This window comes from Flavobacteriales bacterium (assembly GCA_016704485.1).
GTDB lineage: Bacteria > Bacteroidota > Bacteroidia > Flavobacteriales_F > PHOS-HE28 > PHOS-HE28.
Genome location: JADJAA010000001.1, coordinates 1,828,508 through 1,855,319 on the forward strand (window position 1 = coordinate 1,828,508; position 26,812 = coordinate 1,855,319).

Genomic DNA, 26,812 nt, shown 5'->3' on the forward strand with positions numbered 1-26,812 from the left:
TGCATGTCGGATACCGGATCGGACATACGTCGCGTGCTTTCGCCATATTCGCCACGTGGAACCCACCTTTTCAGAGAACGAACTATTGGTGAAAGCACGCAGCTACTGCGCCCGGCAAGAGCGTTGCCAGCAGGAGGTGCGTGATAAGCTGTACGGTTGGGGTGGGCACATAGCCGTCGTCGAGAATATTGTTTCACAACTGATCGGTGAGCGCTTCCTCAATGAAATGCGTTTCGCCGAACACTTTGCCGTGAGCAAATTCCGGCAAAAAGGGTGGGGGAAACGCAAGGTCGAGGCGGCGTTAAGACTGAAGTCGATAAGTGCACAATGCATAGCCAAAGCGCTTGCATCCATTGATTCGGACGAGTATGACAGCGAGCTACTCAAGGCGGTGGATAAACGGCTGAACAAGCTGCATGATATCAACCCGTACATCGCTCGCAGAAAGGTCATCAACTATTTCATGGGCAAGGGATATGCATCCGGCCAGATAGAGAAAGCGCTTGACAAATTGAATGAGTGAGCGGCCTATTTAGCGCTAGGGACAACCCGCTCGGAACCTTTTGTCCTTCGAACTTTCTCACTACTCCTTAACCCTTACTTTTGCCGCCCGTACCGCGAATTGCCATGATCACCATCGACAAGGTCGAAGACCTCAGAACACGCATTGATGCACTTAAAGCGTACTTGGATATTGAGGATAAGCGCGGACGTATACTCGAAGAAGAAAAGTACACCCTTGATCCTGATTTTTGGAATGACCAGAAAAAGGCGCAAGTGGTCATGCATAAGATCCGCGAGCTGAAACGCTGGGTAGGCATGTATGAAGGAGTGGAGCGAGAGATCGACGACCTAGGCGTAATGTTCGAGTTCTATAAAGCGAAGGAGGTTACTGAAGAGGAAGTGGAGGCGCAGTTCAAAAAGGCCACTGTTGCGTTGGAGGAGTTGGAGTTCAAGAACATGCTTAGCGCGGAGGAGGATCCGTTGAGTGCCGTAGTGCAGATCACCAGTGGTGCCGGCGGAACGGAGAGTAACGATTGGGCTTTGATGCTCTTGCGCATGTACCGCATGTGGGCGGAAAAGAATGGTTATAACGTGAAGGTGCTCGACTATCAGGACGGTGAAGCGGCAGGCATTAAACAAGCTACCATCGAGGTGGATGGTGAGTTCGCTTTCGGGATGTTGAAGGGAGAGAACGGCGTGCATCGCTTGGTGCGGATCAGTCCGTTCGATAGCAATGCGCGTAGACACACCAGTTTTGTTAGTGTGTATGTTTTCCCACTGGTTGATGAAAGCATCGATATCGATATCAATCCGGCTGATATCACTTGGGATACCTTCCGGAGTGGAGGTGCTGGAGGCCAGAACGTGAACAAAGTGGAGACCGGCGTGCGACTACGACATGCACCAACGGGTATCATCATTGAGAATACCGAGACCCGCAGTCAGCTTGATAATAAGACCAAAGCATTGCAGTTGTTGAAGAGCCAGTTGTACGAAGCGGAGTTGGAGCGAAGGAGGACCAAGCGCAGTGTGATCGAAGCCGGAAAAAAGAAGATCGAGTGGGGAAGTCAGATCCGGAACTACGTGCTGCAACCGTACAAATTGGTAAAAGATGTGCGCACCGAATACGAGACCAGCAGTGTGGATGATGTCCTGAACGGATACATCGATGAATTCCTGAAAGCCTACCTGATGATGCACGGACAAAGCCAAACCGCGTCGTAGCGGTTTGGTAGGGGCGCAAGATCTTGCGCCCCCTATTGTCCAGATTCATCCATAGAAAAACAAATGAACAAATACACGATATATCATAACCCACGGTGCAGCACAAGTCGAAAAGCATTGGCGCTGTTGGAAGAGAACGGGATCGAACCGAAGGTGATCGAATACCTGAAAACCCCGCCAAGCCCAAAAGAATTGGAACTGTTGGTAATGAAGATGGGTGTGAAGGCAGAGGAGTTGGTGAGAAAGAAAGATCCGCTCTTCAAGGAGAAATACAGCAAGTACAAATTCAATGAGCACGAGTGGATCAAAGTGATGCACGAAAACCCAACACTGATCGAACGACCGGTGATTGTGAAAGGAAATAAAGCCGTGATCGCGCGGCCAATGGATAAACTCACCGACCTGATCGGATAGTTTTACGGGCCGGTCATGATCGGCCCCAACAAAAAAGGACAACATGGACTACCGCATAGAAAAAGACACAATGGGCGAGGTGAACGTGCCCGCCGATAAATATTGGGGTGCACAGACCGAACGTAGCCGCAATAACTTCAAGATCGGACCACCGGCGAGTATGCCGTTGGAGATCGTTCATGCCTTCGCCTATCTGAAAAAGGCTGCTGCGTTGACCAACTTGGAACTTGGCAAACTGCCGAAAGAGAAGAGTGATCTGATCGGTAAGGTCTGTGACGAGATCCTTACCGGCGCATTGGATGATCAGTTCCCACTGGTGATCTGGCAGACCGGAAGTGGCACCCAAAGCAATATGAACGTCAACGAGGTGGTTGCCTACCGCGCACACGTAATGAATGGTGGAAAGCTCGATGACGCGGAAAAGGTGTTGAATCCGAACGATGATGTGAACAAGAGCCAGAGCAGCAACGACACTTATCCTACGGCAATGCACATCGCCGCATATAAGCTCACCGCTGAAGTAACGTTACCGGGCATCAAGAAACTGCGGGATACGCTCACATCAAAAGCCGATGCGTTCAAGGATATCGTTAAGACAGGCCGCACGCACTTCATGGATGCGACCCCACTTACCCTTGGACAAGAATTCGGTGGTTATGCGCAACAGCTCACCAATGGAATACGCGCCATTGAGAATGCATTGGTGATGGTAAGCGAACTGGCGTTGGGTGGAACGGCTGTTGGTACTGGGTTGAATGCACCCAAGGGATATAGTGTTCTTGTGGCGAAGAAGATCGCGGAGCTTACCGGTCTTCCATTCGTTACTGCACCCAATAAATTCGAAGCATTAGCGGCACATGATGCCATGGTGGAACTGAGCGGTGCATTGCGTCGCGTTGCTGTGAGCCTCATGAAGATCGGCAACGATATTCGAATGTTGAGCAGTGGCCCGCGTAGCGGCATCGGCGAGATCGTGATACCGGATAACGAACCCGGATCGAGCATCATGCCGGGTAAAGTAAATCCTACACAACCCGAAGCGCTGACCATGGTGTGCGCGCAAGTGATGGGTAACGATGTTGCCGTAGGTATCGGAGGAAGTAATGGTCATTTCGAATTGAACGTGTTCAAGCCATTGATCGCTGCGAACGTATTGCAAAGCGCGCGTTTGATCGGCGATGCGTGTGTAAGCTTCAACGACAATTGTGCTGCTGGAATTGAACCGAATAGGCCAATGATCAAACAACACATGGAGAATTCGCTGATGTTGGTGACCGCCCTGAACACGCACATCGGGTACTACAAAGCCGCAGAGATCGCCAAAAAAGCACACAAGGAAGGCACTACGTTGAAGGAAGCTGCCGTAGCATTGGGCCACGTGAGTTCAGCTGATTTTGATAAGTGGGTAGATCCAATGGGAATGGTTTCCGGAGGGTGAACGACATCGATCGTCGTACCCGGATCAGGTGAGGAATTCTTGCAACTTCAATATGACCAACCATGTTCATAGACCCAACACTAAAGGCTGAATTCGAACGGGAGGTAGTTCGGAAGTCAGTTCCAGCAGGAGAAGAATTGATGCGCGTTGGTGATTCAATAACGCATGTGCCGATCGTTGAAAAAGGTTCGATACGCATATTGGCACAAGACCCTGAGGGACGTGAACGATTCCTCTATCACATCATGCCCGGTGAAAGTTGCGCAATCTCCTTGACTTGTTGTGTCAGTAAGCGTAGCAGTAATGTGCTGGCCATTGTTGAAGAGGATGCTGAACTCTTAATGGTTCCGGTACGCTTTGCGGAAGAATGGATGATCTATCCGGAATGGCGCCACTTTGTTGGTGAGACCCAAGCACAACGTTTCGGGGAATTATTGGAGACGATCGAAGTGGTCGCATTCCATAAGTTGGATGAGCAACTCTGGGACTACTTGGTAAAACGCGTGCAGGCCACAGGTTCCCATGTGATCAAGGCCACGCATCAGGATATCGCGAACGAGTTGAATTCACCCCGCGAAGTGATCACGCGTTTATTACACCAATTGCAGCGTGATGGACGTGTTACCGTTTCAAGAGGTTCGCTGGAGGTACACCTTAGCGCGGCCTGGGAGCCGAAGTTATAGGAACGGTTGCAACGCCTCGTTCAATTGCGTGGCGGATAGTACGCCCGACTTGCGCCAAACCACTTTGCCATTCTTGAAGATCGCAAGCGTAGGAACCCCGCGCACTTGATAGGCCTGTGCCGCAGCTTGATTCTTGTCCACGTCGATCTTGATCACCACGGCCTTATCGCCGATCTGCCCCTTGAACTCGTCAAGAATGGGCTTCATCATTTTACAGGGACCACACCATTCGGCGAAAAAATCCACCAATACTGGTTTGTCCCCGTTGATCAATTCCTTGAATGAGCTTGCCATTTTTATGGGATTATTTTACCTCTTCAAAGGTTACGTCCTTGATCACCGACACATCCACATCGGACGCTTGGCTCGTTGTAGTTGAAGGTGCGCACGTTGCTCCACAACAGCCGATGTTGAATACGGCCTGTATTCCAAATACGACGGCAATGAAATAGGCCAACGTATCGCCTCTGGAGATTCCAGCTGCAAGGAATACCACAGCGAAAGCGAGTCGCAGTATCCGAGGCATCGGCCAATTCTGTAACAACGTGCGCATCTTTTACCCTACTTCAAAGCACTGTTCAGGCTAGACCAACCGCCACCATTGTGTGCTTCGATCCCTTCAGCTTTGAGCATATCCACTGCACGCCCGCTGCGTGCGCCGCTCAGGCAGCATGCGACCACAGGTTTGCCCTTCGGTAGTTTTTTCATCTGGCCAGCGAGTTGGTCCAGTGGTATGTTCATAGAGCCTTTTACATGGCCACTTGCGTATTCGGCCTTGGACCGAACATCCAAGATCGTTGCACCATTGGCAACCAATTCCTTATAGTCCACTTTGGGACCGATTCCAAAAAGAGAGCGTAGCATGTTCTTATGTTAGTGTTGTTCTTGTTTATTATCCTTCTTGAAGGTGTTCACGAGCAGACCGCCCATGAACGATCCGTACAATGTGCTGTTGATCGGGCTGCCCGTTATACTGCAGCCGTTCGTGCAACCATAAAAATGGTAATACAGATATCCGGCCACTGCACCAATGAGAATTCCCAACGAAGTGTAAAGTACCGTTCGTTTCATTTCTTTAGCGTAGAGAAGTTGAATGCCGCGTACAGTGGGCAGAAACTTACGAATCCGGTGAGTAGGAAAACGGCAGCAACGGCCAATATCATTAGACCGAATGTTCCTGTAACCACGTGTGTAAAGTAGAGTGCGATGATCCCGACCGCCGCAAGTATACGCAGGGTACGATCCAAACTTCCCATATTCGGTTTCATGTGATGTTCAATTTGATAGTGCAAAGATCCGGTATCCGAATGGGTCCATGTGTGAGGAACATCACCCAGATGGTTAACACAATTTGGAGATCCAGGTGACCGATGTCACACCCGTTTCTCAGGAGAATCATTCCCTTTGTAGGACAAACCAATACATAGAAGAATGGAAACGATGCACATGCCTAGGATCGGTGACCAAGCTCCCGATTTTGACGCACTAACGACCACTGGTCCGATGAAGTTCAGTGAATACATGAAGGATAGTTGGGTCATCCTATTCTCGCACCCGGCTGACTTCACGCCGGTCTGCACCACCGAACTCTCGGGCTTTGCGCAAGAGAAGAAATGGTTCGCAGAGCGGAACACGAAGTTGATCGGTGAAAGCATCGACAGTATCCACAGCCACGTAGCTTGGGTACAGAACGTGCGGGAGAAGACCGGTGTTTACATGGACTTCCCGATCATTGCCGACATCGACATGAAGGTGGCTCGCCTTTATGGAATGTTGCACGATAATGCAAGCAGCACAGCTGCCGTTAGAGCCGTGTTCTTCATCGACCCGAAAGGGATCATTCGCTTGATCATGTACTACCCACTGAATGTTGGTCGCAATATGGATGAGATCAAACGTGTGCTGGAGGCGATGCAAACAGCTGATGAGAAGGGTTGTGCAATGCCATTGAACTGGGTCAAAGGAGCGAAGGTGATCCTTCCTCCACCTAAGACCTTGAAAGATCTGGATGCACGCTTGAACGAGAAGGGTATTGAACTGATCGATTTCTACCTCGCTAAAAAGGAGTTGGCGTAGGTCGACAAATGTTCAACGAAGAAGGGCGGCCAGAAATGGCCGCCCTTCTCGTGTAAAGACTTTCGCTTGATCAACTCTTCAACGTGCTTGGGCACACGAATGCCGTTGTAGCCAGATCCGTTTTCTTGATCTCAGCGAACCCACCGGCGACATCGATCACATTATGGTATCCGCGTGATTTCAGAACAGAACTTGCGATCATGCTTCTATAACCACCAGCGCAGTGGATATAGTTCGGCGCGGTCTTGTTGAACTCAGCAAGATGATCGTTCAGGAATTGTAATGAAGCATGCTTGGCATGCTCCAAATGTTCTGCTTCCCATTCGCTTTGCTTACGCACATCGAAAACATTCAGATCCTCGGCTTTCATGCGCCTTGCGAATTCTTGGGCACTGATGCTTTCCAATGTATCCGCTTCACGCCCCGCTTTTTTCCAAGCATTGATCCCGCCTTCTAAATAGCCGAAGACATTGTCATAGCCTACCCGGGCCAAGCGTGTAACGGTTTCATCTTCGCTTCCTTCATCCGCAACGATAACGATCGGGTGTTTTACGTCCGGGATCATCGCTCCGACCCACGGAGCAAAATCGCCTTTAACCCGATGTTGATGCTACGCGGTACGAACCCATCCTTGAATGTCTGTGGTTCGCGGGTGTCCAATACGAGTGCGCCTTCTCCTTCAACAACCAGTTCCAGTTGATCAGGTGTCAACGCACGCATGCCCATCTCCTTCACTTTATCCAAGCTAGGGATGGTGCCTTTGTTCATGGCCACGTTCTGTGGAAAGTAAGCTGGCGGTGGTAGAATGCCGTCCGTCACTTCTTTGATGAACTGTTCTTTGGTTGCAGCCTTAAGCGCATAGTTCACTTTTTTCTGATTGCCCAACGTGTCATAGGTCTCCTTGCTCATGTTCTTGCCACACGCACTACCCGCACCATGCGCAGGGTAAACGATCACATCATCTGGCAACGTCATGATCTTGGTGTGCAATGAATCGTACAAATACCCTGCAAGGTCCTCTTGTGTAAGTGATCCCATTTTTTGTGCAAGGTCCGGTCGGCCTACATCGCCAATGAACAGTGTATCACCGCTGAAGATGCAATGCGGCTTGCCTTGCTCGTTGATCAATAAGTAAGTCGTACTCTCCATAGTATGGCCAGGCGTATGCAACACTTTGATGGTGACATTCCCAAGTTTCAACTCCTCACCATCTGTTGCAATGTGCGCTGTGAAATCAGGGTTCGCGTTCGGGCCATAGATGATCGTTGCCCCGGTGCGCTTGGCAAGGTCAACATGGCCGCTCACGAAGTCGGCATGGAAATGTGTCTCCAGAACGTACTTGATCTTAGCACCATTCTTTTCAGCACGATCGATGTATGGCTGCGATTCACGCAACGGGTCGATTATGGCCACTTCGCCATTACTTTCAATGTAATAGGCTCCTTGTGCAAGACAGCCCGTATAGATCTGTTCAATCTTCATTTTCTATGTTTTTTGTTGTCGTGTAGTTGATCCTCTCCTTACTTGATCATCCATAGTTCCTTCACCATGATCATGATCCCCATCGCTAGAACGAACCACCCGAAGATAGGACGAAGCTTTTTTCCATCGACCTGCTTGGACATTCGGCTGCCTAGCACTGTTCCGAGTATCGCTATGGCCACGAGAGGTAGTAGGATCGCGTATTGCTCTTTGATGTGAATATCCGGATCACCCATAAAACCGATAAAGGCATTTACAGTGATCAGGAAGAGGGATGTGCCCACCGCCTTTTTCATGTCAAGCCCTGCAAGCAGTACCAATGCCGGTACGATCAAGAACCCACCACCGGCGCCAAGGATGCCGGTGATCACACCCGAGAGCAGACCGATAATTAACAGTGCTAATGGACTTGGTGTGTGTTCAACTGAGTTGTTCTGTGCAGCTGGTTTCCTGATCATGGAAAGTGATGCGCCCAACATGAGGATCGCGAACAGAACAAGTATCGCGGTGCCTTTGCCAACGGCAATGTCGCCGATAAGGAATAATGGGTCGGGCAATGCGGGCATCAACCAATGCCGTGTTGCATAAACACTGATAATTGAGCTCGCGCCGAATAAAAGCGCAGTCCCCCAATGGATGTTCTCCTGCCGGTGATGGGCGAACGACCCGACCGCGCTCGTAGCTCCAACAATGAACAACGACAGACCCGTAGCGGTGAGTGGATCCTGTCCGAATAAATAGACAAGTATGGGTACAGTGAGAATTGATCCACCACCGCCGAACAGTCCGAGCGTAATACCCATTACAAGTGCTCCTAAATAGCCTACTATCTCCATGGGCAATTGGGAACAACAAATGACGCTTTCCCCAAGCAAGCTGCAAATTTACGGGTGTAACAATTGGTGCAACGTGATGTACATCACACCCAACTGGCATACGTGTTCAAAGTGCCTTCAGCAGTTCTGAACCGAAGTTAGCGACCTGATAGTTGCGGATACCCGGTAATGCGGCCAACGCTTCCAGATCGCCCGGTAGCGTGCGAGCAATATCAGCCAACAACTGATTCGCGCCGATTATTCCCGGTTTCAGGTCGTGATCGACCATCAGCTTTTCACGAACTACCTTCAACCGTTTCAAGCGCTCTTCATGATCGTCATCACGTGGATAACGCTTCGGCCTTTCTACGCGAGGCCATTCGTCCTTTGGTACGGCCTGGCCCTTTACAATTGCATCCATGATGGCTTTACCGTAACGTTCCATGACCCTATCGCCCATGCCGGCAACCTTGGCCAATTCTTTCATGCTCGATGGCGGCTGTACTGCAATTGCGAGCAACGTAGTGTTGCCGACCACCATGAACGGGGCACGATCCATACGCTCTGCAACTTTCTCGCGCCATGCATGCACTTCACGAAGAACGGCGAGTTGAACTGGTTTTAGGGTCTTGGCGCCTTTCATGCGAATGAATGCGGGCTCGCCTTTTGTTGGCGCATTGAATGGCATGTCGGTAAGCAATGCAAACTCTTCTTCAGCCCATGCCCATCTACCTTTAGCGATCAACTCTTCCTTCAGAATGTCGCGCAGTTCGATCAGGTCGCTGGTATCGCCAGCGGCGTAATCCAGCATGTCCTGCGGCAATGGGCGTTTGCTCCAATCTGCTTTCTGGAACTTCTTATCGATCTGAAGGCCTTTGTATTTCTTAAGCAATGCGGCGAGACCGATCTCAGGTTCGTTCACCAATTCAGCAGCGACAAGCGTATCGAAAATATTGGACACCCGTATCTTGTGATGCTTAGCAAGGATCCGAAGATCATAGTCAGCATCATGTATCACGATCTCCATTGCTGGATCGGCCAGTAATTTCCCGAGATCATCCAAGTTCTCAACTAACAACGGATCCACCAACCAGGTGTGATCCCTGTCACTTAATTGGATCAAACAGACACGCTCTTTGTAACGATGAAAACTACTCGCTTCGGTATCCAATGCAAGCACCTTGGTAGGAGCCAAATGTGCCGTAAGCTTTGTTAGAGCTTTCGGTTCAGTGATCAATTCAAATGCTGGCACGGTAGTGGGAGATGCGGAGGTTCTGGTCAATTCGCCGAGGTGAATGGTGCAAGGTAAGGGGCGCTAGTCACCAAAGCCACTAAGGACGGGCATATTGCGTAAAATTCCCCAGCCTATGATAACGATCGACCAACTGATAACGCTCCATTTCGGTAGTTCATTCCAAGCAAGGCCGGATCTTGCTCTATTTGAGATCAATTGGAGCCCAAGTACAGGTAACCCAATGAACATTAGTGGGTTGTGGTTCATTGCCGCAATTGTTTCCCCGTGTAATAGAGCGTGCAATGCACGTTGGGAACCGCAACCTGGGCAAAGAAGTCCTGTGAGTTTGTTCAATGGGCAGGTAAATAGGCCGCCCGAAGCAGGATCGATGAAATAGAATACGCCAAGAACAATCATCACTGAGCCCAAGATCACTAAGGACGTGATCTTTCTTTCGCGTATTTGCCTGATGCTCAAGATCAAACGTATTTGCCTCCGCTCTCAGCGGTAAGGTCGTTCACGAATTGCTTGATCTGCTGTTCATCCTGCTTACGGCAGACCAACAATGCTTCTTTGGTGCTCACAACGATGTAATCCTCCAAGCCTTGCAACACCATCAAACGGCCATCGTGAACATGTACCATATTGTCCTTGCAGTTGTAGAGCTTAACGTTATCGCCGACCGCAGCGTTGCCGCTGGCGTCCTTTTCCAAGTGCGTGAACAAGCTTCCCCATGTGCCTAGATCGCTCCATCCGAATTCACTTACGACCGTGAATACGTTCTTCGCTTTTTCCATGATTCCGTAGTCGATGCTCACATTCGCACAATCTGCATAGGTGTTCTCTATGAACGCACGCTCATTGTCGGTGCCATAGCTGTTCGCACCTTCCGCGAAACGAGCTTCCATTTCCGGAAGGTGTTTCGCAAATGCCTTCATGATGCTCTTAACGCTCCAGATGAAGATGCCGGCATTCCACAAAAAATCACCGCTCTGAATGAATCGCTCCGCGGTTTCCAGATCCGGCTTTTCCGTAAAGGTCTTCACCTTTTTTACACGGGCATGTACCGTATCAGTTCCTTCGACATATTGTATGTAACCATAACCCGTATCAGGACGGCTCGGTGTAATTCCCAATGTCACCAATCGATCGCCACCCTTCGCTTCATCCAAGGCAATTCGCAACGTTTCCTGGAATGCTTCATCTTTCATCACCAAGTGATCACTCGGTGCCACTACGATCAACGCTTCCGGATCGCGTGCAGCGATAACATGATTCGCATAAGCCACACAAGGCGCCGTATTCCGACGACTTGGTTCCAACAGAACTTGGTGTGCTTTCAGTCCCGGTAGTTGCTCCTGCACCAGATCCGCGTATTGTGCATTCGTAACGATGTAGATGTTCTCTGGTGGACAGATCGCTAAGAACCGATCATAGGTCATCTGCAACAGCGTGCGACCAAGTCCTAAAAAGTCCAAGAACTGCTTTGGGTAAACACTACGGCTCATTGGCCAAAAACGGCTTCCGACGCCGCCTGCCATAATAACGCAGTAGGTATGTTTATTCGTCATGATGTAGTGGGCAGCCGAAGTTCTACGATGCTTTACGTGCGATCATAGGACCATGCACGTGTACCTCAGCCAATGGGTCAATGAAGTAAAGTCGACGATCGTTAAGACAATGACACTTATAACGACGCCGCATCTGCGGACCTTTTACAAAGATCTTCTCGTTGAACCGGAATACGGAACGATCTTCCAATTCCTCCAACATCGGACGTGGTTCACGATCATACTTGCGCAACACACGCATCAGATCGATATCCGTACAACTGCTTGCAGGTGCATCGTATAAATGATGCTCCAAGGCTTTTAGCACATCAGCCGGAAATACACTGCGTGACATGAACGGTCGCATCAACCGATGGTATTCGTTCTTCCATTTGGTTCCGTGTGGTTGCAACCAACGTTTGCTATTCACGCAGGTCGTGTAATGCGCGAACTCATGGATCAACGTAACCAGAAAAGAATATTTGTTCAGATCATTATTCACCGTTACACGATGTGGTTTTCCATTGATCGCACTTCGGTAATCACCTAACTTGGTTTGGCGTGGACGAACAATGCTCAACTGTAAAGGGTTGCGACGTAACCATTGCACTACGATAGGATATGCTCCGGAAGGAATGTGTTTTCGAAGTTTATCGATGTCAGATAAGTGTACCATTTATTATGAGCCGATCGTATTCAATTTATTCACCTGTGTGTTTGCGCCGTAGGGCTTATGGTGGTCCAAATTAGCGTGTACACCATTGTCCAAAGGTAATTTCCGATGGTTCCATTTGGGGCAATCACACTCTTTTTTCTTTCGATATTTGGAAGGTCTTGAATTACAGGCAGTTAAGCTTGTCGCGACCAGTATGATGGCCACCATCTTAAGAATCAGCGAGTTGGGTTTAGGGATGTTCATCAGCGTCCCCAAAATTACGGATACACATTGAAGTGTTGACCCTTCTTGGTCTGTGACCTGAGCAGCAAGAACTAATTTTAGCCCTTTCAATTCCTTGGATGACCGTATTATTCCACATTGGCCGATATTTTATGCTGCTCAAAGAGACGTTCAGTCGTCCTGAGCGGTTGAAACTCTATTGGAAGCGGACCTTGGAGGAGATGGACCTGCTGGGTGTCAATAGCTTAGGTATTGTGGCGTTGCTTTCCTTGTTCATGGGTGCGGTGGTCACGATCCAGACCAAGACCAATATGGACAGTCCGTTGATCCAAGAGTATATCGTAGGTTTTGCGGTTCGGCAAAGCACGATCCTGGAATTCAGCCCAACTATTATTTCGCTTATTCTGGCCGGTAAAGTCGGTTCCAATATTGCCGCAGAGATCGGCTCCATGCGTGTGAATGAACAGATCGACGCTTTGGATATCATGGGTGTGAATAGTGCAGGTTATTTGATCCTACCCAAGATCATCGCTTCTATTCTGATGAATCCCTTCCTTGTGATCATTTCCATGTTCCTGAGCATATTCGGTGGCTATCTCGCTGGAGTTGGTACGGGTATCGTAGGAGGAACGGATTTTATTCAAGGTATCCAATCGGATTTCGATCCTTACCACGTAACGTATGCGTTGATCAAGACCGTTGTCTTTGCATTCATCATTGCTACCGTTTCCGCTTATCAAGGGTATTATACAAGTGGTGGTACGCGTGAAGTTGGTGTGAGTAGCACCAAAGCGGTTGTATACAGTAACGTAGTGATACTGATCGCGAATTATGCACTAACACAATTGTTGTTGATCTGATCCTGGATGATCGAGGTAAAGAACTTATCGAAGAGCTTCGGCTCCGTGCAGGTACTCAGCAACATCAATGCGCAATTCAATAAAGGAAAGATCAACCAGATCATAGGTAAGAGCGGTTCCGGTAAGAGCGTGCTTGCCAAGTGTATCGTTGGGTTACATAAGCCTGATGAAGGTGTGGTCCTCTACGAAGGACAGAGCTTTCATGAAATGGATACGGATGCGCAACGCGAGATCCGGCAGCGCATTGGAATGTTGTTCCAAGGTTCAGCATTGTTCGATAGCCTTACGGTGATGCAGAACGTTATGTTCCCGTTGCAGATGTTCGCCAATATGTCCAAGAGTGAAATGGAGGATCGCGCACATTTTTGCTTGAAACGTGTAAACATTCTCGATAAGGATAGACTCTATCCATCCGAGTTGAGCGGTGGAATGCAAAAACGCGTTGGTATCGCAAGAGCGATCGCAATGACTCCGGAATACCTTTTTGTGGACGAACCGAACAGTGGGTTGGATCCCGAGACAAGTATCCTGATCGACGACCTTATCAAGGAACTGACCGTGGAATTCAACACCACGACCATTGTCATAACACACGATATGAATTCCGTTATGGAAACTGGTGAGAACATCATGTTCATCCATAAAGGTCAGAATTGGTGGCAAGGAACCCGGGACGAATTGATGAATAGCGATAATGCAGAACTCAATGAGTTCATCTTCGCTGGAGGTCTAATGCGGATCGTGAAGAAAGTGATGACAAAGGATCCTCACGCGCTTGATTAATTGTTTGGACCTTCCACAGACAATACTGTGATCGTCTTAAATGCGGAACGCCCATTGGTCTGACCAACGGGCGTTCCGCATTTAGATCTGTTCCGATCAACGAACGACCGTCATTCGTTTGGTCTGCTTAACAGCACCAGCAATGATGGTGTATGTGTACGCGCCTTCGCTCAATGATCCAGTGTCCATGGTCATGCGGTATGAACCTGCACCACGCTTCCCTTGGTTAATGGACTGAACGAGTTTTCCACTAAGATCACGCACCTCAAAAGTTACTGCCGCAGGAACCTCCAACACGTATGGGATCGTAGTTGTTTCATTTACAGGATTCGGAATATTCTGTCCCAAAGCAACACCATTGGAAAGATCCCTTTCCTCGATACCTACGGTCGCATCGAAATTCATGCGTACCATCGGAGTTGTGGTCGTATAGAACCAATCCTCACCCTGCGTTGGGCTGTTGTAATAGATGAAAGAAGTTTGTGCTTCACTGGTTCCGCTCACGCCAATTCGAGCACTTCCATAGACTTCGATGGAGATCAAATAGTCCGTTCCTGCCTCAACGGTAAATGGTGAAGAGAAAAGTAGTTCAGTAAAATTAGTTCCACCGGTTCCGTTCAGCATTGCAGAAGTTATCTGGATCTCTTCTGTAGATGCAATAAGGCTGAAATCTTCATCAGTAGCACGCACTTGGCCAACCACTAGATCTCCTACTACGGATTGGGCTCCTAAAAGCACAGAAATACTGTAGAGGTCAGCCGCATTGGCAGCGTAGAACATATTACCGAAAATGAACACGCCGCCAGCACCATCACCATCATCATATCCAGTGGCCGATCCACCATCTCTTGCATAACGGTTAGCGTCCACCTTGAATGAGGAACTGCCCGTATTATCCGCTACGGGATCCGTCGCGCTTGAGGTAATGGAATAATCGACGTTGTATGTACCTGCTACTGCTGGTGGGGTAAAACCAGGATCTACGAAGATCAAGCGTTCTTCACCAGGCAGGAAATCGGCAACGGGTTGGTCCTGATCCAATACGGTATTGCTTCCCTCCATCACCGTAAAGTTCGCAACCGCATCTGTTTGTGCCATAGATCCGTTGTTCAGAACGGTCATATTCAATCCCAATGGTCGCAGTTGGTTGTATGAGAAAATGGTGTATGCCAATGAATCATAGGTAGCAGCAGCGGCGAGGTCAAACGAAGTATTGGCCGCAGATACCAATCGCAGGTCGTATTCGCCTAGCATACGGATCTCGATATCATCCACTTGCCAGAAGTAGTGCGATGTACCGGATTCGCTGTTGTGACGGAAACGGAATTTCACCTGGGTCGCATCAGCAGCTATGGCATTGGTCAAGTTGAACACTCGGGTCTCCGTTGTAACGGGTCCACCTCCAACTCCCGGTGCTCCTTGATTCAATGGCAATCCTGGGTTGGTCAAGAAGGCAGTGGGCCATGAAAAACCACCGTCCGTACTTACTTCAAGAAAAAATGGAGATTGATCGCAGCAGAATCTGGACCTTTGCTGGAATTCGATCTCTACATAAGGAGATGCGCTCAGGTCCAATAAAGGAGAAACCAAGGAGGCTTCCCAATTGACCGGTGAAGCAACGATAGTGATCGGCGTTACACTCCAATCCGTATTTGCTGAATCCGACGCAAAGATCGCTGCTCCATTTGCAGCAGTAGTGGATTGAATGTATTGATTTCCAGTGGTGTAGGCTCCATTCGGTCCAGTGTTCTGGAATTTCCAAATATTGCCGTTCGGGCCTTCTACGGTCCAGGCTCCTGCGCCTCCATTATTTCCAGCTATGCCATTTGCAAAATCTTCAGAAAAAACCACGCCGTTACCACGCTGTGCATTCGCAGCAGCATGTTGTGGTTCGCGTGGGGTCAATTGAGCTTCAGCGGCTGTGCTGAAACTGTGCACAGCACTACGCGGGGTAGCAAGCTGAGCCATAGCGCTGCCCGTAATGGCCATTGCTACTATGCTTAACGTTGTGTAACGGAAGTTCATGTTGTGATTTGTTTTTGTTCTAAAGACACTTTCGAGCGGCCTAAGTTACAGAGATCGGTCTTTCCAGATCTTCGGATATTATTGAAATGGTACGATGGCCATGTAAATTCGACTTTTTGGATCGCGGGAACGAGGAGCGGTCGATTCCGATCCGGAAACGGCCCCTTTTCAATTCTTCTCACAGATCAAATACTAGCGTGAAACAATGATCTTTCCGGATGCTTGGCTCCTTTCGCCCCGCACTATTACCGTATAGATCCCAGAGGACAAGGTGCTAACATCAAGGTCGATGCGGGCCATGGACATTCCGAAGTAACCCAGGTTCTGCTTCTTGACCACGCGTCCAGTTGCATCCAACATCAATAGGTCAGCAGGTCCGGTGAAGTCGACCTGGATCGTACCCCGATCTCTCATTGGAACAGGATACACGTGTAATGCGTTGCTATCATTTGGGTCATTCTCGCTAAGACCGACAGGATACTCAGCAAAATGCAACCGGACAATAGGGGTTTCCAATATGTAATTTACATTGAATGTGGCACCCTGCAGAACTGCATTTGCCCCTAACGGACGTGTGCCACTAGTGTAAATGCCTACATACTCGCTACTGTCTGTGGTCAAATGTTGAATACCAACAAAATAATCACCGGGCCCACGTTCCATGGGATCGGACAATGGAAGGTACAGCAAGCCATACGCTGCGGCTGTGTTCAGGTCTTCCTGTGTTATTACATGGCGGAACGATGTGTCCAAGAACGCCAGATTGCCATCCATGAGGATCGCACGGACCTCCTCTCCAATAGTAGAGGATGCGCTAAGTGCAACACTGATGCCATTATTTGTGCCTCCGGAATTGGGAACCTCCATTCGGACCGAAGCCACGAATTGTTCACTGCTTCCCACTTCCCCTGTGATGCTATCTTCATCTGCCGCCATCACTGAATATCCATTATCCCACCCTTGACCTGTGATCCGCATCGAGGCCGTGCCCAGATTGTCCGTTGGGTCCATATCCGTTTCAACGGGCTGAATATCAATTTGTATTTCCAATTCTCCAGTTGTCGTAGGCACCCATTCAGTCTCGATGGAGGCAATGAGCCGCTCGCCTGGATCGAGGTCGCCTATTGGTTGCGGTGAGATGCTGAATACCTGGGCGCCATTCTGCCAGATCGTAACCGTAGCGATCACAGCCTCCGTCATGGTGCCGTTGTTCAATACTTCAGCAGAAACCACCAGAGGAGAAATTTGTTCCAAGGGTAATTGGTTGTATCGCAAGCTCTGGTCGCCACCCATGAAGGGACCAACAGCAACGTCATGTGTGTATGCTTTAATAATAGAAAGGTCATGCACGAATGATTCACGCAGGCAAACATCATCCAATGCAAACCCACTGGCCCAGCCGCCGCCGTCACTCCAACGGAACCGGATCTGGAAGTTCGTTGCTCCGTCATATGAGCTAAGGTCCAACCAGATATTCTGCCACACACCCGCCACTGCTGGAATGGTCAAAAGCGTATCCCAATCCGCACCGTTACTAGTTGCTTGTATAAGCGCAGATCCTGCACCGAGATTCATTTCATTGAATGCACGGCACGCGAATGATACCTGAGATCGAGCGCTCAGGTCAATTATCGGAGTGGTCGCGATCACATCGTTCAAGTCACAATTGCATGGCAGAATATCATCATTCGCCATAAGAAATGAATTGCCATTGGGCACGTTCGGAACAGGGAAATAGCTGCTGCCGTTCAGTTGTGAGGAGGTCCCAACGGTCCAAGCGGGCACGAATTCCCCTAGACCGACACCATTTTCGGTCTGCTGCTCAACCATGCCACCGAAGTCCCAATCACCAGGCAACCCATTTTCAAAGGTCTGCTCAAAAAAGCAGGCTTGTGCTCTCTCACCCGATTGCGCATAGGTGCTAGTAGTTGCGCTCAGTAAAGGGCATAAAGCGATCAAGATTATGGATCTGATGGACATGGTTTGAGTTTTCACGGCACGAAAGTACCGGTTAGGAAGCCGTCTCCTTCTGAGCCTACATTCACAGAATGCAGTGCGGTCAAGATCAAAGCCTTATGCACGCTGCCTTGTGTGTTGGATGTTGTTATGCTTCTACGGCGGCGTAATCTTCGATCGGTGGACAGGTACATACCAGATTGCGATCACCAAAAGCACTGTCCACACGGCTTGCTGTAGGCCAGTATTTCCAGTCATGCATGCTCTTCATCGGATATGCGGCCTTCTCTCTGCCATAATCGTGCGACCACGTATCTGCGCAGATCTCGCTGCTGGTATGTGGAGCCATTTTGAGAACGTTATCCAACTTGTCCGCGTTACCATTCTCTACTTCCGCGATCTCTTTGCGAATACTTTTCATGGCCTCAATGAACCGATCCAGTTCCGGCTTTCCTTCACTTTCCGTAGGCTCTACCATCAACGTTCCTGCAACAGGAAAACTTACTGTAGGTGCATGGAAACCATAATCCATCAAGCGTTTCGCAATATCCTCCACCTCAATTCCCGAAGTGCGTTTGAAGCCTCTGCAATCCAGGATCATTTCATGCGCTACCATACCCTCATCACCGGTGTACAGAATAGGATAATGATCGGCCAGTTTCACTTTTAGGTAATTGGCGTTCAGGATCGCATACCGTGTTGCATCCGTAAGGCCATTTCCGCCGAGCATTTTTATATACCCGTAGCTGATCAAGAGTATCAATGAACTTCCCCATGGCGCAGCGCTCACTGCTGGCACTGCTTTACTTCCTCCGGTCTTGATCAACGGATGTCCAGGCAAGAATGGCTTCAATTTGTCGTTCACACAGATCGGTCCCATTCCCGGGCCTCCTCCTCCATGTGGTATCGCAAAGGTCTTGTGCAGGTTCAAATGGCAAACATCCGCACCTGTTCCACCCGGACTGGTAAGGCCTACTTGCGCATTCATATTCGCACCATCCATGTACACCAGACCACCATTGGCGTGTATGGCAGCGGTAATATCAAGGATAGCGCTTTCATATACCCCGTGCGTGCTTGGGTAGGTCACCATCAAACACGAAAGGGTGTCCTTGTATTGTTCCGCCTTGGCTTTTAGGTCAACCGTATCAATGCGACCCTCTTCGTCGGCCTTTACAACTACAACTTGCATACCGGCCATAACTGCACTCGCCGGATTTGTTCCGTGCGCACTGCTCGGGATCAACGCGACATTACGTTTCAGGTCGCCGTTCGCTTCATGGTATGCGCGTATCGTTAGAAGTCCCGCGTACTCGCCTTGTGCACCACTATTCGGTTGAAGGCTCACTGCTGTCATTCCGGTAGCTTTCGCCAACGCATCGGAAAGTTCTGCGAATACCTGCTGGTAACCGGCTGCTTGTTCCACGGGTACGAACGGGTGGATATTCGCCCATTCCGGCCATGTCAATGGGATCAATGTGCTTGCCGCGTTCAATTTCATGGTACAGGAACCCAACGGGATCATACCATGCATTAAACTGAAATCCTTATTCTCCAATTTCTTGATGTACCGCTGCAATTCAAGCTCCGTATGGTATGAGTTGAAGACCGGATGTTCCATGAAGCGGCTGTGTCGCTGAAGAAATTCAGGAAGTACAGTGGGCGCTCCTTGGCTTGCACTTGAGAACGGTTTTTCACCGCACGCTTCTGCCAATGTTGCAATAACATCGTTCACATCCTCATCCCTTACCGTCTCATCGAACGCGATCGTTACACTGTCCTTTCCGTACCTGAAGTTGATGCCTCTTGACTCTGCAGCAGTTCTCACTTTCTCAATGGAAGTGGTTGCAGGTAAGCTGAATGTTACCGTATCGAAATAGACAGCATTGGAAAGTGAGTAACCCAACTTGTGCGCTGCTACTGCCACGCGGTGAGTATGATCATGCACGATATGCGCAATGCGCTTAAGGCCTTCGGGACCATGATACACCGCGTACATGCTCGCCATTACGGCCAACAATGCTTGTGCAGTGCAGATATTGCTGGTGGCCTTGTCTCTGCGGATATGTTGTTCGCGGGTCTGCAATGCCATGCGCAATGCACTGTGTCCACGACGATCCTGACTTACGCCAATGATGCGACCAGGAATGATCCGTTTGAATTCTTCAGTAGTTGCGAAGAAGGCGGCATGCGGCCCTCCATAACCCATGGGTACACCGAAACGTTGCGTATTACCAACACAAACATCAGCTCCCCATTCTCCCGGTGGGGTCAACAAGGTCAGGGCCAGAATATCCGCGCTTACCACGGTGCGGATACCGTCCTCTTTAGCTTGCGCTACGACCGAACGCAGATCCTGCACTCCTCCATCCAAAGAAGGATATTGTAGCGCAAGACCGAAGTAAGAACCATCAGGCGTAAAGTCCTTCACGTCTCCAACAACTAATTCCACACCTATCGGTACACAACGGGTTCTCAGCACCTCGATGTTCTGAGGATACAGGCCTCTGTCCGCAAAGAATTTTTTCGCTCCCACTAGTTCTTTTGGTCGAGCCGCGTAGAACATGTGCATGGCCTCACCCACGGCGGTGGCTTCATCCAACAACGATGCATTGGCTATAGGAAGTCCGGTCAGATCACTGGTCATCGTTTGGAAATTCAACAATGCTTCCAATCTACCTTGTGAGATCTCCGCCTGATAGGGCGTGTAAGCCGTGTACCAGCCCGGATTTTCGAAAACATTCCGCTGAATAGGAGGTGGTAGAAGAGTGCCACTATAACCCAAGCCGATATAACTACGGAACACCTTGTTCAATGCACCTAGCTGTTGCATACGGTCCAAATGCTCGCGCTCGGTCAAGGCCGGTCCTACATCCAACGGCTTTGGTGATCGTATACGATCAGGTACCGTACGGTCGATCAATTCATCCAATGACGCCACACCAATGGCGGTCAACATTTCAGATGTGGCTTTCGCGTTGGGGCCTATGTGGCGCTCTTGATAGGTGGAAGGTGTCATAATTCAACTAGGTAATAGTTTGCAAATATACCGGGCGAACCGGTGCGCTTCGCGATCAAACGGTGAACATGACCAATGTCAGGGTTCCGGTGGACCGCTATCTTTGGCCGCCAACGACCATGTGCGATAAACGACGGTTCATTCTTCTTCTCTGTATTCTGTGCTTCGGTTCCCTGATCAACGCACAGGAGATGATCCAGTTGATGAATGGCCAGGTGATCCCGGCTAAGATCCTTGGGCAAAGTTCGTTGGAGGTCCGGTATCAGACCTTGCGTAAAGGGAAGATGAAGGTGCGTGAGATCCCCACAGAAGAGGTGTTCTCGGTGACGGATAGCTTAGGGCGGGAGCGGATATGGTATTTCTATGATACCGCATTCGGGAATGATCTTTCGATCGATCAAATGCGTTGGTTCATTAAAGGAGAACAGGATGCACGCGCCGGTTACAAACCGTTCTGGCCTATGGTCGGTGGCTTTGTTGTTGGCGCAGGAGTGACGATCGGTCTGAATCTCGAAGTGAATTCACTTTTTCTTCCTCCGCTGTATTCCGGTGTCATGGCTTTGCCTCGCGTTCATGTAACAAAAGGGTCAATAACCGATCCCATCATGGAAGGGGATGAATACTACGCCACGGGATACGCTAAAGTGGGGAAGACCAAACGTGTTGTGCGTACCCTGATCGCTACGGCAGCCGGTGTAGTTGCAGGGTTGGCGGTGAGGCAACTGATCATCAATCCGAATTTGGAAGGATATTAAGAACGAACCCAGGCCGGAATAGATCTTATGTTGCTTGGCCGGGGTCCGATGAATAGTTAAACGGAAATGGGTCCAGTCAGGAACATTCCATTCGTTGACCCGGCTGAGGGTCAGCTGCGATCAAAGGCGTTGCGATTCCTGATATACTCACACATCTGGCTGGCAATAGGTATGGCCGCGCAGGTGCTCTGGATGGGAGAACTGTTCAACTTTTCAGCTCTTCGTCCTGCGGTCGCTATTGGTGCGGGACTGATAGCTGCTTACGGAACCATGCGGATCCTACGATCACTGGAGCCACACCCGATCCCATCGCCTCACATTAATTGGGTAATGCAGAACAGATCGATCATGACCGTGCTAACGATCTGCGCGGCCATTATTTCATTGATCGCGGTGTATCCATTGCATTTTGTTTTTGGCAGGTGGACGTTGGTTGCAGCTGCGCTGGTAGCCTTATACATAACACCCTTGCGCAATAAGATGGGTAGTTCCATCGGGATAAGAAATGTCCCGGTCCTAAAAGCTCCATTGATCGCTGGTGTTTGTGCGCTCGTTACGATCGGCCTTTCGGCTGATGTTGTTTTCGATGTTGAACGTGAAATGCTAAAATGGATCGCGATCCCGCAGTTCGCGTTCTTCCTTGCCATCACTACTACTTATGATATCGCCGATGTTCACTATGATGACCATGGTCTTAAGACCTTCCCGCAATTATTCGGTGTTACAGGAACCAAGTTGCTCGCCATCCTTCTAATGGTGCCGTGGTTCGCGTTCTACATCATATCAATGTATTTGGGTCATGCCCTTTTAGATCCGGTAGGAAATGGTCCGGGGTTGGACTTCATGTACTTGTTACCATTGGCCGGACTTGTTATGACCGCTTTCATTATTACGGGCGCCAAGCCAGGAACCAATGAATGGTACTATAAGATCTGGCTTGATGGCACACTGATACTGATCCCGCTATTGGGCTGGCTGGGTAGCTTGCTCTAACTACTTTTGCGTTACGTCATGACCGTATTCCAGAACTCGCTCGACTTTGCACGCTCACAAGATGTCGTTGACCCTTTGCGTTCGTTCCGAGAAGAATTCCACTTCCCACAACTCGCGGGCGAACCAGTGATCTACTTCACCGGGAACTCCCTTGGTCTCCAACCTAGAGCTGCCGCTGACGCGTTGAAACAGGAACTGGATGATTGGGCCAAATTCGGTGTGGAAGGACATTTCCACGCGAAACATCCATGGCTCAGTTACCATGAAGAGTTGACCGCAAGTGCTACGCGGATCGCTGGAGCCAAAGAGAGTGAGGTGGTGGTGATGAACCAGCTCACAAGCAACCTTCACTTTTTACTCGTGAGTTTCTTCCGTCCAAAAGGTGCGCGCAAAGTGATCCTTACCGAGCAACGCCCATTTCCTAGTGATACGTACGCTTTTGCTTCGCAGATCCAGTTCCATGGTGGCGACCCCGCTACTGACCTTGTAGAAATGCAACCCAGAAAAGGTGAGTATTGTTTGCGTACGGAGGACATTGTCGCCAAGATCAACGAACTCGGCGATGAATTAGCATTGGTCTGTTTTGGTGGAGTGAATTTCTACACCGGACAAGCATTCGATATGGAAGCGATCACCAAAGCTGCGCATGAAGTTGGTGCGAACGCTGGTTTCGATCTGGCCCACGCCGCTGGTAATCTCAAATTGGAATTACACGATTGGAATGCCGACTTTGCTTGCTGGTGCAGCTACAAATACCTGAATAGCGGTCCGGGTGGCGTGGCTAGTGTGTTCGTACACGAAAGGCATCATGGCAAAGGCTTACCGCTGTTCGCAGGTTGGTGGGGACACGACAAACAGGACCGATTCAAAATGGAGCCGGTTTTCAAACCCATGCCCACCGCCGAAGCATGGCAAGTAAGCAATGCTCCAGTGCTGAGCATGGCGGTTCATCGTGTTGCGTTAGAACAATTCGATCGTGCCGGTATGGATCGCTTGCGTTCTAAGAGCGAACAACTCACCGGGTATTTGGAATTCATTGTTCACGAAGTGGCGAGATCCACCAACACGAATTTGGAGATCATCACACCAAGTAACCCGAAACAACGCGGAGCGCAACTGAGCGTGTTAGCGCATGGAAAAGGCAAGTACCTTTTCGACGCATTAACGACAAAGGGTGTAGTGGCTGATTGGCGCGAACCGAACGTGATCCGCATGGCACCTGTGCCGATGTACAATTCTTTCGAAGACGTATATCGGTTCGGGCAAATATTACAGGAATGTATGTAGGGGTCGGTCATGACCGACCCGGAATACATGTGGAACGCCATTTATGTTTAGCGGAAGTATTAGTTGCAGGATCGAATAATGAAGAACATCACCATCGTAGGCGGCGGATTAGTAGGTAGCCTGCTCGCCATCTTTCTTGCAAAGCGTGGACACAAAGTGAACGTCTATGAACGTCGCGCCGATCCACGAAGTACCGATGTATATGCTGGTCGAAGCATCAACCTGGTGGTAAGCCATCGCGGGTGGACGGCCTTGCGTGCCGCTGGTGTTGAGAAGGCAGTGAGGGAGATCGTAGTTCCCGTGTATGCGCGGATGATGCACGATCGCCAAGGCAACTTGAACAAGGTGCCGTACAGCATCGATAACAAAGCGATCTTCAGTGTCAGCCGTAGCGAATTGAATCGGCGTCTGCTCGTCGAAGCAGAAAAGCTGCCGAATGTTACGTTACATTTTGATCAGCGGTGTATGGATGTTGATCTGGAAAATGCTACGTGTACCTTCGAGAGCGTTGGTGGCATGGTTGCTGAAGTAAAGGCGGATGTTGTTTTCGGTAGTGATGGTGCATTCAGTGCGGTGCGCTCCAAAATGATGATGGGTCGTTTCTCCTACAGCCAAGAATACATCGAGCATGATTACAAAGAGGTGGCCTTTCCTGCGAACGCGGATGGCACACCGAAGATGGATCCGCAGTGTTTGCACATCTGGCCGCGGCAGCATTACATGATGATGGGTCTCGCGAACCAGGACGGTGGTTTTACAGGGACATTGTTCATGCCACACACGGCATCAGCCTTTACGCCGCAGGCGTCATTCCGGAATGCGGGTGCTGCGAAGCAGAAGGGCCCCGCATATCCGGAATCTCACAAAAGCCCAACTCTCACTTCCTATCCAGGCTTTGATACTGTTGTCACGGAGGAACAGGCGAAGAAGTTTTTCGCCGAGCATTTCGCAGACGCCATGCCGATCGTTCCTGATCTGGTGGATCAATACATGCGCAACCCGCAAAGCAATTTGGTGATCGTGCGTTGCGATCCATGGACATACAAGGACAAGGTTGCGCTGATCGGCGATGCTGCTCATGCGATCGTTCCGTTCTACGGTGAGGGCATGAACAGTGGCTACGAGGATTGTAAAGTGCTCAACGACCTGCTCGATCAATACGGCGACGATAACTGGGGCGAAGTCTTGCATCAATACGGCAAACAGCGCAAACCGAACGGCGATGCGATCGCTGATCTAAGCATGCGCAACTTCATAGAAATGCGCGACCTCGTTGCCGATCCTCAATTCATCCTCCGCAAAAAGATCGAAGGGCGTTTGCAAGCCAATCACCCGGATCAATGGCTACCGCTCTATAGCCAAGTGAAATTCACGGACACGCCGTACGTGGATGCCTTAAGCGAAGGCCGACGTCACGATGCGATCATGGCGCGCGTTCTTGCCATGCCGGACATTGAAAAGAAGTGGGATAGTGCCGAGGTGGAGAAAATGGCGTTGGGGATGCTGGAAAGTAAATAAACTAGTGACATGAAGATCACATCGGGAATTAGAACCAAGAGCTTCCTGAAGTTCACTCTTTTCGAACATGCTATGATTACCGTGTTGTTGGGTGCAGGAATTCCGGCCATGCTTTTTTTCGGGATCATGATGTCCAGTCGTCGGAATAGCGAATCTTCGGTTGACATGTTCGATACCGTGTTCACAAACGAAGGAGTTACGTTGATGGTCATAGTGGCAGTTGTTGCGGTATTGGTTAATTTGTTGGTAATTGCGGTAAGGAACATTGCGTTGATCGTTTCCGCTGAGCTGGATGATACGAATCAACAGTTGCGGCTTGAAGTAAGAGGAAGAAGAAGATCCTCGCTAAAGGTCACCATGGTTCCATACAGCCGTCTGAACTGGCGGAAATACGATACTCCGAAGATACCTGCGGTGCCTAGTTATACTGGCTATGAATTATTCGATGGAGCTAGCTTGATCGGTTGTATACTTACCGATCACTTCACCTGGGATGATCAGGCACGAAAGACGAAGAACTTCATATCCGAATTGAATGAACGGGGTCCGCTGTGGCTGAAAACTCAAGACACGTACATCATATTGAAGTGAATGACCAAGCGTTGTCTCCGCCATTGTTGCGGGCCAAGTAACAAGTGATCTAGTGCAATGCGAAGTGCCAGCACTTCGCTTGCCTTATCTTTGGATCTACAAGTATTGCAACAATGACAAGCGCCGCCTTAAAAAAGAAGATCAAAGCGCTCGTGGATAAAGAGACCAACGAGAAAAAATTGGCGCGCGTTTATAAAGCGATAAGTACAGAAACGAAAGCTGAGACGATCCATCGGAGGATGAATGATATAGCCAGAGCATCGGATAAGTCGATTCAGGCAGGCAGAGGTTTGTCGTTGGAAGAGTTCTCGAGTAAAAGCACTAAGGTGTTGGAAAAGATCGCGGCTTCAAGGCCGAAGGCTAAGAATGCAGCTTCTCGTAAACCGATCGCACGGAAGTCGTGAAGGTTGTTGTTTCACCGGAAGCTTGGGAGAGTTATCTAAGGACGTTGTTCTTCTATTCCGAAGAATGGAGCGATGTTGCTCTGGCAAAGGTTGATTCGGAATTGAAGGCACAATTAAGGTATTTGGCCAATCACCCGAAAACAGGTGCTTTTGAAGACCTTGTGACCATAGGCAAAGATGGGTTCCGGTACCGAAGAGTGATTGTTTGGCATTTGAAGGTGGTTTACAAGATCGTTGGCAATGAGATCCATGTTACGGACATCTTCGACACTCGGCAGGATCCGCGAAAAATGAAGGGTTGAT

28 protein-coding genes and 1 pseudogene are annotated in these 26,812 nt (G+C 49.6%); 15 read left to right on the top strand and 14 right to left on the bottom strand.

Annotation, left to right across the window (positions count from 1 at the left end; translation table 11 throughout):
* The first annotated feature begins 46 nt into the window (after positions 1–46).
* The 5 genes from IPF95_07705 to IPF95_07725 all read left to right on the top strand — a co-directional run bounded on the left by IPF95_07705 (position 47) and on the right by IPF95_07725 (position 4,263).
* Positions 47–523, top strand: coding sequence for a RecX family transcriptional regulator (locus IPF95_07705; protein MBK6474583.1), 477 nt, complete (start codon positions 47–49; stop codon positions 521–523).
* Positions 524–627: 104 nt separating this feature from the next.
* Positions 628–1,728: a peptide chain release factor 2 gene (gene prfB, locus IPF95_07710; protein ID MBK6474584.1), complete on the top strand. Its 1,101-nt coding sequence runs from the start codon at positions 628–630 to the stop codon at positions 1,726–1,728.
* A gap of 63 nt (positions 1,729–1,791) precedes the next feature.
* Positions 1,792–2,142, top strand: a complete 351-nt coding sequence (gene arsC, locus IPF95_07715; protein ID MBK6474585.1) for an arsenate reductase (glutaredoxin) — start codon at positions 1,792–1,794, stop codon at positions 2,140–2,142.
* A gap of 43 nt (positions 2,143–2,185) precedes the next feature.
* On the top strand, positions 2,186–3,580 hold the full coding sequence (gene fumC, locus IPF95_07720; GenBank protein MBK6474586.1) for a class II fumarate hydratase: 1,395 nt from the start codon (positions 2,186–2,188) through the stop codon (positions 3,578–3,580).
* A 62-nt stretch (positions 3,581–3,642) separates the two neighbouring features.
* Positions 3,643–4,263, top strand: a complete 621-nt coding sequence (locus IPF95_07725) for a Crp/Fnr family transcriptional regulator (GenBank protein ID MBK6474587.1) — start codon at positions 3,643–3,645, stop codon at positions 4,261–4,263.
* Here the strand turns inward: IPF95_07725 and trxA are convergent.
* Genes trxA through IPF95_07750 form a run of 5 tightly spaced genes read right to left on the bottom strand, consistent with a single transcriptional unit; the run spans position 4,258 to position 5,531 of the window.
* Positions 4,258–4,557 carry a thioredoxin gene (gene trxA, locus IPF95_07730; protein MBK6474588.1) on the bottom strand — a complete coding sequence of 100 codons (300 nt, stop codon included), beginning with the start codon at positions 4,555–4,557 and terminating at the stop codon, positions 4,258–4,260. The genes IPF95_07725 and trxA overlap by 6 nt on opposite strands.
* Positions 4,558–4,567: 10 nt before the next feature.
* Positions 4,568–4,816 (bottom strand): hypothetical protein, encoded by a 249-nt coding sequence (locus tag IPF95_07735; GenBank protein MBK6474589.1) that lies wholly within the window; start codon positions 4,814–4,816, stop codon positions 4,568–4,570.
* Between the two features lie 8 nt (positions 4,817–4,824).
* The gene (locus IPF95_07740; GenBank protein ID MBK6474590.1) at positions 4,825–5,127 is read right to left on the bottom strand and encodes a rhodanese-like domain-containing protein; all 303 of its coding nucleotides are present in this window, start codon (positions 5,125–5,127) and stop codon (positions 4,825–4,827) included.
* A 9-nt stretch (positions 5,128–5,136) separates the two neighbouring features.
* Positions 5,137–5,334, bottom strand: coding sequence for a hypothetical protein (locus tag IPF95_07745; protein ID MBK6474591.1), 198 nt, complete (start codon positions 5,332–5,334; stop codon positions 5,137–5,139).
* A complete protein-coding gene (locus IPF95_07750; protein MBK6474592.1) occupies positions 5,331–5,531 on the bottom strand; it encodes a DUF2892 domain-containing protein in 201 nt (66 codons plus the stop codon). Before IPF95_07750 ends, IPF95_07745 begins: the two co-directional genes overlap by 4 nt.
* A gap of 178 nt (positions 5,532–5,709) precedes the next feature.
* Here IPF95_07750 and IPF95_07755 point away from each other — a divergent pair, with 178 nt between their 5' ends.
* Positions 5,710–6,339: a peroxiredoxin gene (locus tag IPF95_07755; protein ID MBK6474593.1), complete on the top strand. Its 630-nt coding sequence runs from the start codon at positions 5,710–5,712 to the stop codon at positions 6,337–6,339.
* 70 nt (positions 6,340–6,409) lie between these two features.
* Here the strand turns inward: IPF95_07755 and IPF95_07760 are convergent.
* The 6 genes and pseudogenes from IPF95_07760 to IPF95_07785 form a co-directional block, all read right to left on the bottom strand.
* Positions 6,410–7,821: pseudogene (locus IPF95_07760) on the bottom strand (MBL fold metallo-hydrolase).
* A 38-nt stretch (positions 7,822–7,859) separates the two neighbouring features.
* The gene (locus IPF95_07765) at positions 7,860–8,657 is read right to left on the bottom strand and encodes a sulfite exporter TauE/SafE family protein (GenBank protein MBK6474594.1); all 798 of its coding nucleotides are present in this window, start codon (positions 8,655–8,657) and stop codon (positions 7,860–7,862) included.
* Between the two features lie 106 nt (positions 8,658–8,763).
* Complete coding sequence (locus tag IPF95_07770; GenBank protein MBK6474595.1) at positions 8,764–9,918, bottom strand: ribonuclease D; 1,155 nt, start codon at positions 9,916–9,918, stop codon at positions 8,764–8,766.
* A gap of 33 nt (positions 9,919–9,951) precedes the next feature.
* On the bottom strand, positions 9,952–10,287 hold the full coding sequence (locus IPF95_07775; protein ID MBK6474596.1) for a DUF2752 domain-containing protein: 336 nt from the start codon (positions 10,285–10,287) through the stop codon (positions 9,952–9,954).
* Positions 10,288–10,349: 62 nt separating this feature from the next.
* Positions 10,350–11,441 carry an NTP transferase domain-containing protein gene (locus tag IPF95_07780; GenBank protein MBK6474597.1) on the bottom strand — a complete coding sequence of 364 codons (1,092 nt, stop codon included), beginning with the start codon at positions 11,439–11,441 and terminating at the stop codon, positions 10,350–10,352.
* A gap of 22 nt (positions 11,442–11,463) precedes the next feature.
* Entirely contained in the window at positions 11,464–12,096 is a 633-nt protein-coding gene (locus IPF95_07785; GenBank protein MBK6474598.1) for a sprT domain-containing protein, read from the bottom strand.
* 341 nt (positions 12,097–12,437) lie between these two features.
* Here IPF95_07785 and IPF95_07790 point away from each other — a divergent pair, with 341 nt between their 5' ends.
* Both IPF95_07790 and IPF95_07795 read left to right on the top strand, forming a co-directional pair.
* Positions 12,438–13,178: an ABC transporter permease gene (locus tag IPF95_07790; GenBank protein ID MBK6474599.1), complete on the top strand. Its 741-nt coding sequence runs from the start codon at positions 12,438–12,440 to the stop codon at positions 13,176–13,178.
* Positions 13,179–13,184: 6 nt separating this feature from the next.
* Positions 13,185–13,961: an ATP-binding cassette domain-containing protein gene (locus IPF95_07795; protein MBK6474600.1), complete on the top strand. Its 777-nt coding sequence runs from the start codon at positions 13,185–13,187 to the stop codon at positions 13,959–13,961.
* A 96-nt stretch (positions 13,962–14,057) separates the two neighbouring features.
* Here the strand turns inward: IPF95_07795 and IPF95_07800 are convergent, their stop codons facing one another.
* The 3 genes from IPF95_07800 to gcvP all read right to left on the bottom strand — a co-directional run bounded on the left by IPF95_07800 (position 14,058) and on the right by gcvP (position 20,961).
* Entirely contained in the window at positions 14,058–15,986 is a 1,929-nt protein-coding gene (locus IPF95_07800; GenBank protein ID MBK6474601.1) for a T9SS type A sorting domain-containing protein, read from the bottom strand.
* Between the two features lie 192 nt (positions 15,987–16,178).
* A complete protein-coding gene (locus tag IPF95_07805) occupies positions 16,179–17,966 on the bottom strand; it encodes a T9SS type A sorting domain-containing protein (GenBank protein MBK6474602.1) in 1,788 nt (595 codons plus the stop codon).
* A gap of 124 nt (positions 17,967–18,090) precedes the next feature.
* Entirely contained in the window at positions 18,091–20,961 is a 2,871-nt protein-coding gene (gene gcvP / locus IPF95_07810; GenBank protein MBK6474603.1) for an aminomethyl-transferring glycine dehydrogenase, read from the bottom strand.
* A 68-nt stretch (positions 20,962–21,029) separates the two neighbouring features.
* Between gcvP and IPF95_07815 the strand changes: the two genes are divergently transcribed.
* The 7 genes from IPF95_07815 (at position 21,030) to IPF95_07845 (ending at position 26,811) form a co-directional block, all read left to right on the top strand.
* The gene (locus IPF95_07815) at positions 21,030–21,716 is read left to right on the top strand and encodes a hypothetical protein (protein ID MBK6474604.1); all 687 of its coding nucleotides are present in this window, start codon (positions 21,030–21,032) and stop codon (positions 21,714–21,716) included.
* 66 nt (positions 21,717–21,782) lie between these two features.
* Positions 21,783–22,709, top strand: a complete 927-nt coding sequence (locus tag IPF95_07820; protein ID MBK6474605.1) for a hypothetical protein — start codon at positions 21,783–21,785, stop codon at positions 22,707–22,709.
* An 18-nt stretch (positions 22,710–22,727) separates the two neighbouring features.
* Positions 22,728–23,996 carry a kynureninase gene (kynU, locus tag IPF95_07825; protein MBK6474606.1) on the top strand — a complete coding sequence of 423 codons (1,269 nt, stop codon included), beginning with the start codon at positions 22,728–22,730 and terminating at the stop codon, positions 23,994–23,996.
* A 78-nt stretch (positions 23,997–24,074) separates the two neighbouring features.
* On the top strand, positions 24,075–25,514 hold the full coding sequence (locus IPF95_07830; GenBank protein MBK6474607.1) for an FAD-dependent monooxygenase: 1,440 nt from the start codon (positions 24,075–24,077) through the stop codon (positions 25,512–25,514).
* A 9-nt stretch (positions 25,515–25,523) separates the two neighbouring features.
* Positions 25,524–26,105 carry a hypothetical protein gene (locus tag IPF95_07835; protein ID MBK6474608.1) on the top strand — a complete coding sequence of 194 codons (582 nt, stop codon included), beginning with the start codon at positions 25,524–25,526 and terminating at the stop codon, positions 26,103–26,105.
* A gap of 113 nt (positions 26,106–26,218) precedes the next feature.
* Positions 26,219–26,509, top strand: coding sequence for a hypothetical protein (locus IPF95_07840; GenBank protein MBK6474609.1), 291 nt, complete (start codon positions 26,219–26,221; stop codon positions 26,507–26,509).
* A complete protein-coding gene (locus tag IPF95_07845; GenBank protein MBK6474610.1) occupies positions 26,506–26,811 on the top strand; it encodes a type II toxin-antitoxin system RelE/ParE family toxin in 306 nt (101 codons plus the stop codon). Before IPF95_07840 ends, IPF95_07845 begins: the two co-directional genes overlap by 4 nt.
* Position 26,812 lies beyond the last annotated feature (1 nt).

Excerpts from the sequence above, each read along its gene's own strand:
- IPF95_07795 (MBK6474600.1), top strand. The coding sequence starts at position 13,185 with ATGATCGAGGTAAAGAACTTATCGAAGAGCTTCGGCTCCGTGCAGGTA.
- IPF95_07785 (MBK6474598.1), bottom strand. The coding sequence starts at position 12,096 with ATGGTACACTTATCTGACATCGATAAACTTCGAAAACACATTCCTTCC.
- IPF95_07735 (MBK6474589.1), bottom strand. The coding sequence starts at position 4,816 with ATGCGCACGTTGTTACAGAATTGGCCGATGCCTCGGATACTGCGACTC.
- arsC (MBK6474585.1), top strand. The coding sequence starts at position 1,792 with ATGAACAAATACACGATATATCATAACCCACGGTGCAGCACAAGTCGA.
- IPF95_07805 (MBK6474602.1), bottom strand. The coding sequence starts at position 17,966 with ATGTCCATCAGATCCATAATCTTGATCGCTTTATGCCCTTTACTGAGC.
- IPF95_07725 (MBK6474587.1), top strand. The coding sequence starts at position 3,643 with ATGTTCATAGACCCAACACTAAAGGCTGAATTCGAACGGGAGGTAGTT.
- IPF95_07800 (MBK6474601.1), bottom strand. The coding sequence starts at position 15,986 with ATGAACTTCCGTTACACAACGTTAAGCATAGTAGCAATGGCCATTACG.
- IPF95_07750 (MBK6474592.1), bottom strand. The coding sequence starts at position 5,531 with ATGAAACCGAATATGGGAAGTTTGGATCGTACCCTGCGTATACTTGCG.
- prfB (MBK6474584.1), top strand. The coding sequence starts at position 628 with ATGATCACCATCGACAAGGTCGAAGACCTCAGAACACGCATTGATGCA.
- fumC (MBK6474586.1), top strand. The coding sequence starts at position 2,186 with ATGGACTACCGCATAGAAAAAGACACAATGGGCGAGGTGAACGTGCCC.
- IPF95_07820 (MBK6474605.1), top strand. The coding sequence starts at position 21,783 with ATGGGTCCAGTCAGGAACATTCCATTCGTTGACCCGGCTGAGGGTCAG.
- IPF95_07765 (MBK6474594.1), bottom strand. The coding sequence starts at position 8,657 with ATGGAGATAGTAGGCTATTTAGGAGCACTTGTAATGGGTATTACGCTC.
- IPF95_07835 (MBK6474608.1), top strand. The coding sequence starts at position 25,524 with ATGAAGATCACATCGGGAATTAGAACCAAGAGCTTCCTGAAGTTCACT.
- IPF95_07775 (MBK6474596.1), bottom strand. The coding sequence starts at position 10,287 with ATGATTGTTCTTGGCGTATTCTATTTCATCGATCCTGCTTCGGGCGGC.
- IPF95_07815 (MBK6474604.1), top strand. The coding sequence starts at position 21,030 with ATGACCAATGTCAGGGTTCCGGTGGACCGCTATCTTTGGCCGCCAACG.
- gcvP (MBK6474603.1), bottom strand. The coding sequence starts at position 20,961 with ATGACACCTTCCACCTATCAAGAGCGCCACATAGGCCCCAACGCGAAA.
- IPF95_07740 (MBK6474590.1), bottom strand. The coding sequence starts at position 5,127 with ATGCTACGCTCTCTTTTTGGAATCGGTCCCAAAGTGGACTATAAGGAA.
- IPF95_07840 (MBK6474609.1), top strand. The coding sequence starts at position 26,219 with ATGACAAGCGCCGCCTTAAAAAAGAAGATCAAAGCGCTCGTGGATAAA.
- kynU (MBK6474606.1), top strand. The coding sequence starts at position 22,728 with ATGACCGTATTCCAGAACTCGCTCGACTTTGCACGCTCACAAGATGTC.
- IPF95_07830 (MBK6474607.1), top strand. The coding sequence starts at position 24,075 with ATGAAGAACATCACCATCGTAGGCGGCGGATTAGTAGGTAGCCTGCTC.
- IPF95_07780 (MBK6474597.1), bottom strand. The coding sequence starts at position 11,441 with ATGACGAATAAACATACCTACTGCGTTATTATGGCAGGCGGCGTCGGA.
- IPF95_07755 (MBK6474593.1), top strand. The coding sequence starts at position 5,710 with ATGCCTAGGATCGGTGACCAAGCTCCCGATTTTGACGCACTAACGACC.
- trxA (MBK6474588.1), bottom strand. The coding sequence starts at position 4,557 with ATGGCAAGCTCATTCAAGGAATTGATCAACGGGGACAAACCAGTATTG.
- IPF95_07790 (MBK6474599.1), top strand. The coding sequence starts at position 12,438 with ATGACCGTATTATTCCACATTGGCCGATATTTTATGCTGCTCAAAGAG.
- IPF95_07745 (MBK6474591.1), bottom strand. The coding sequence starts at position 5,334 with ATGAAACGAACGGTACTTTACACTTCGTTGGGAATTCTCATTGGTGCA.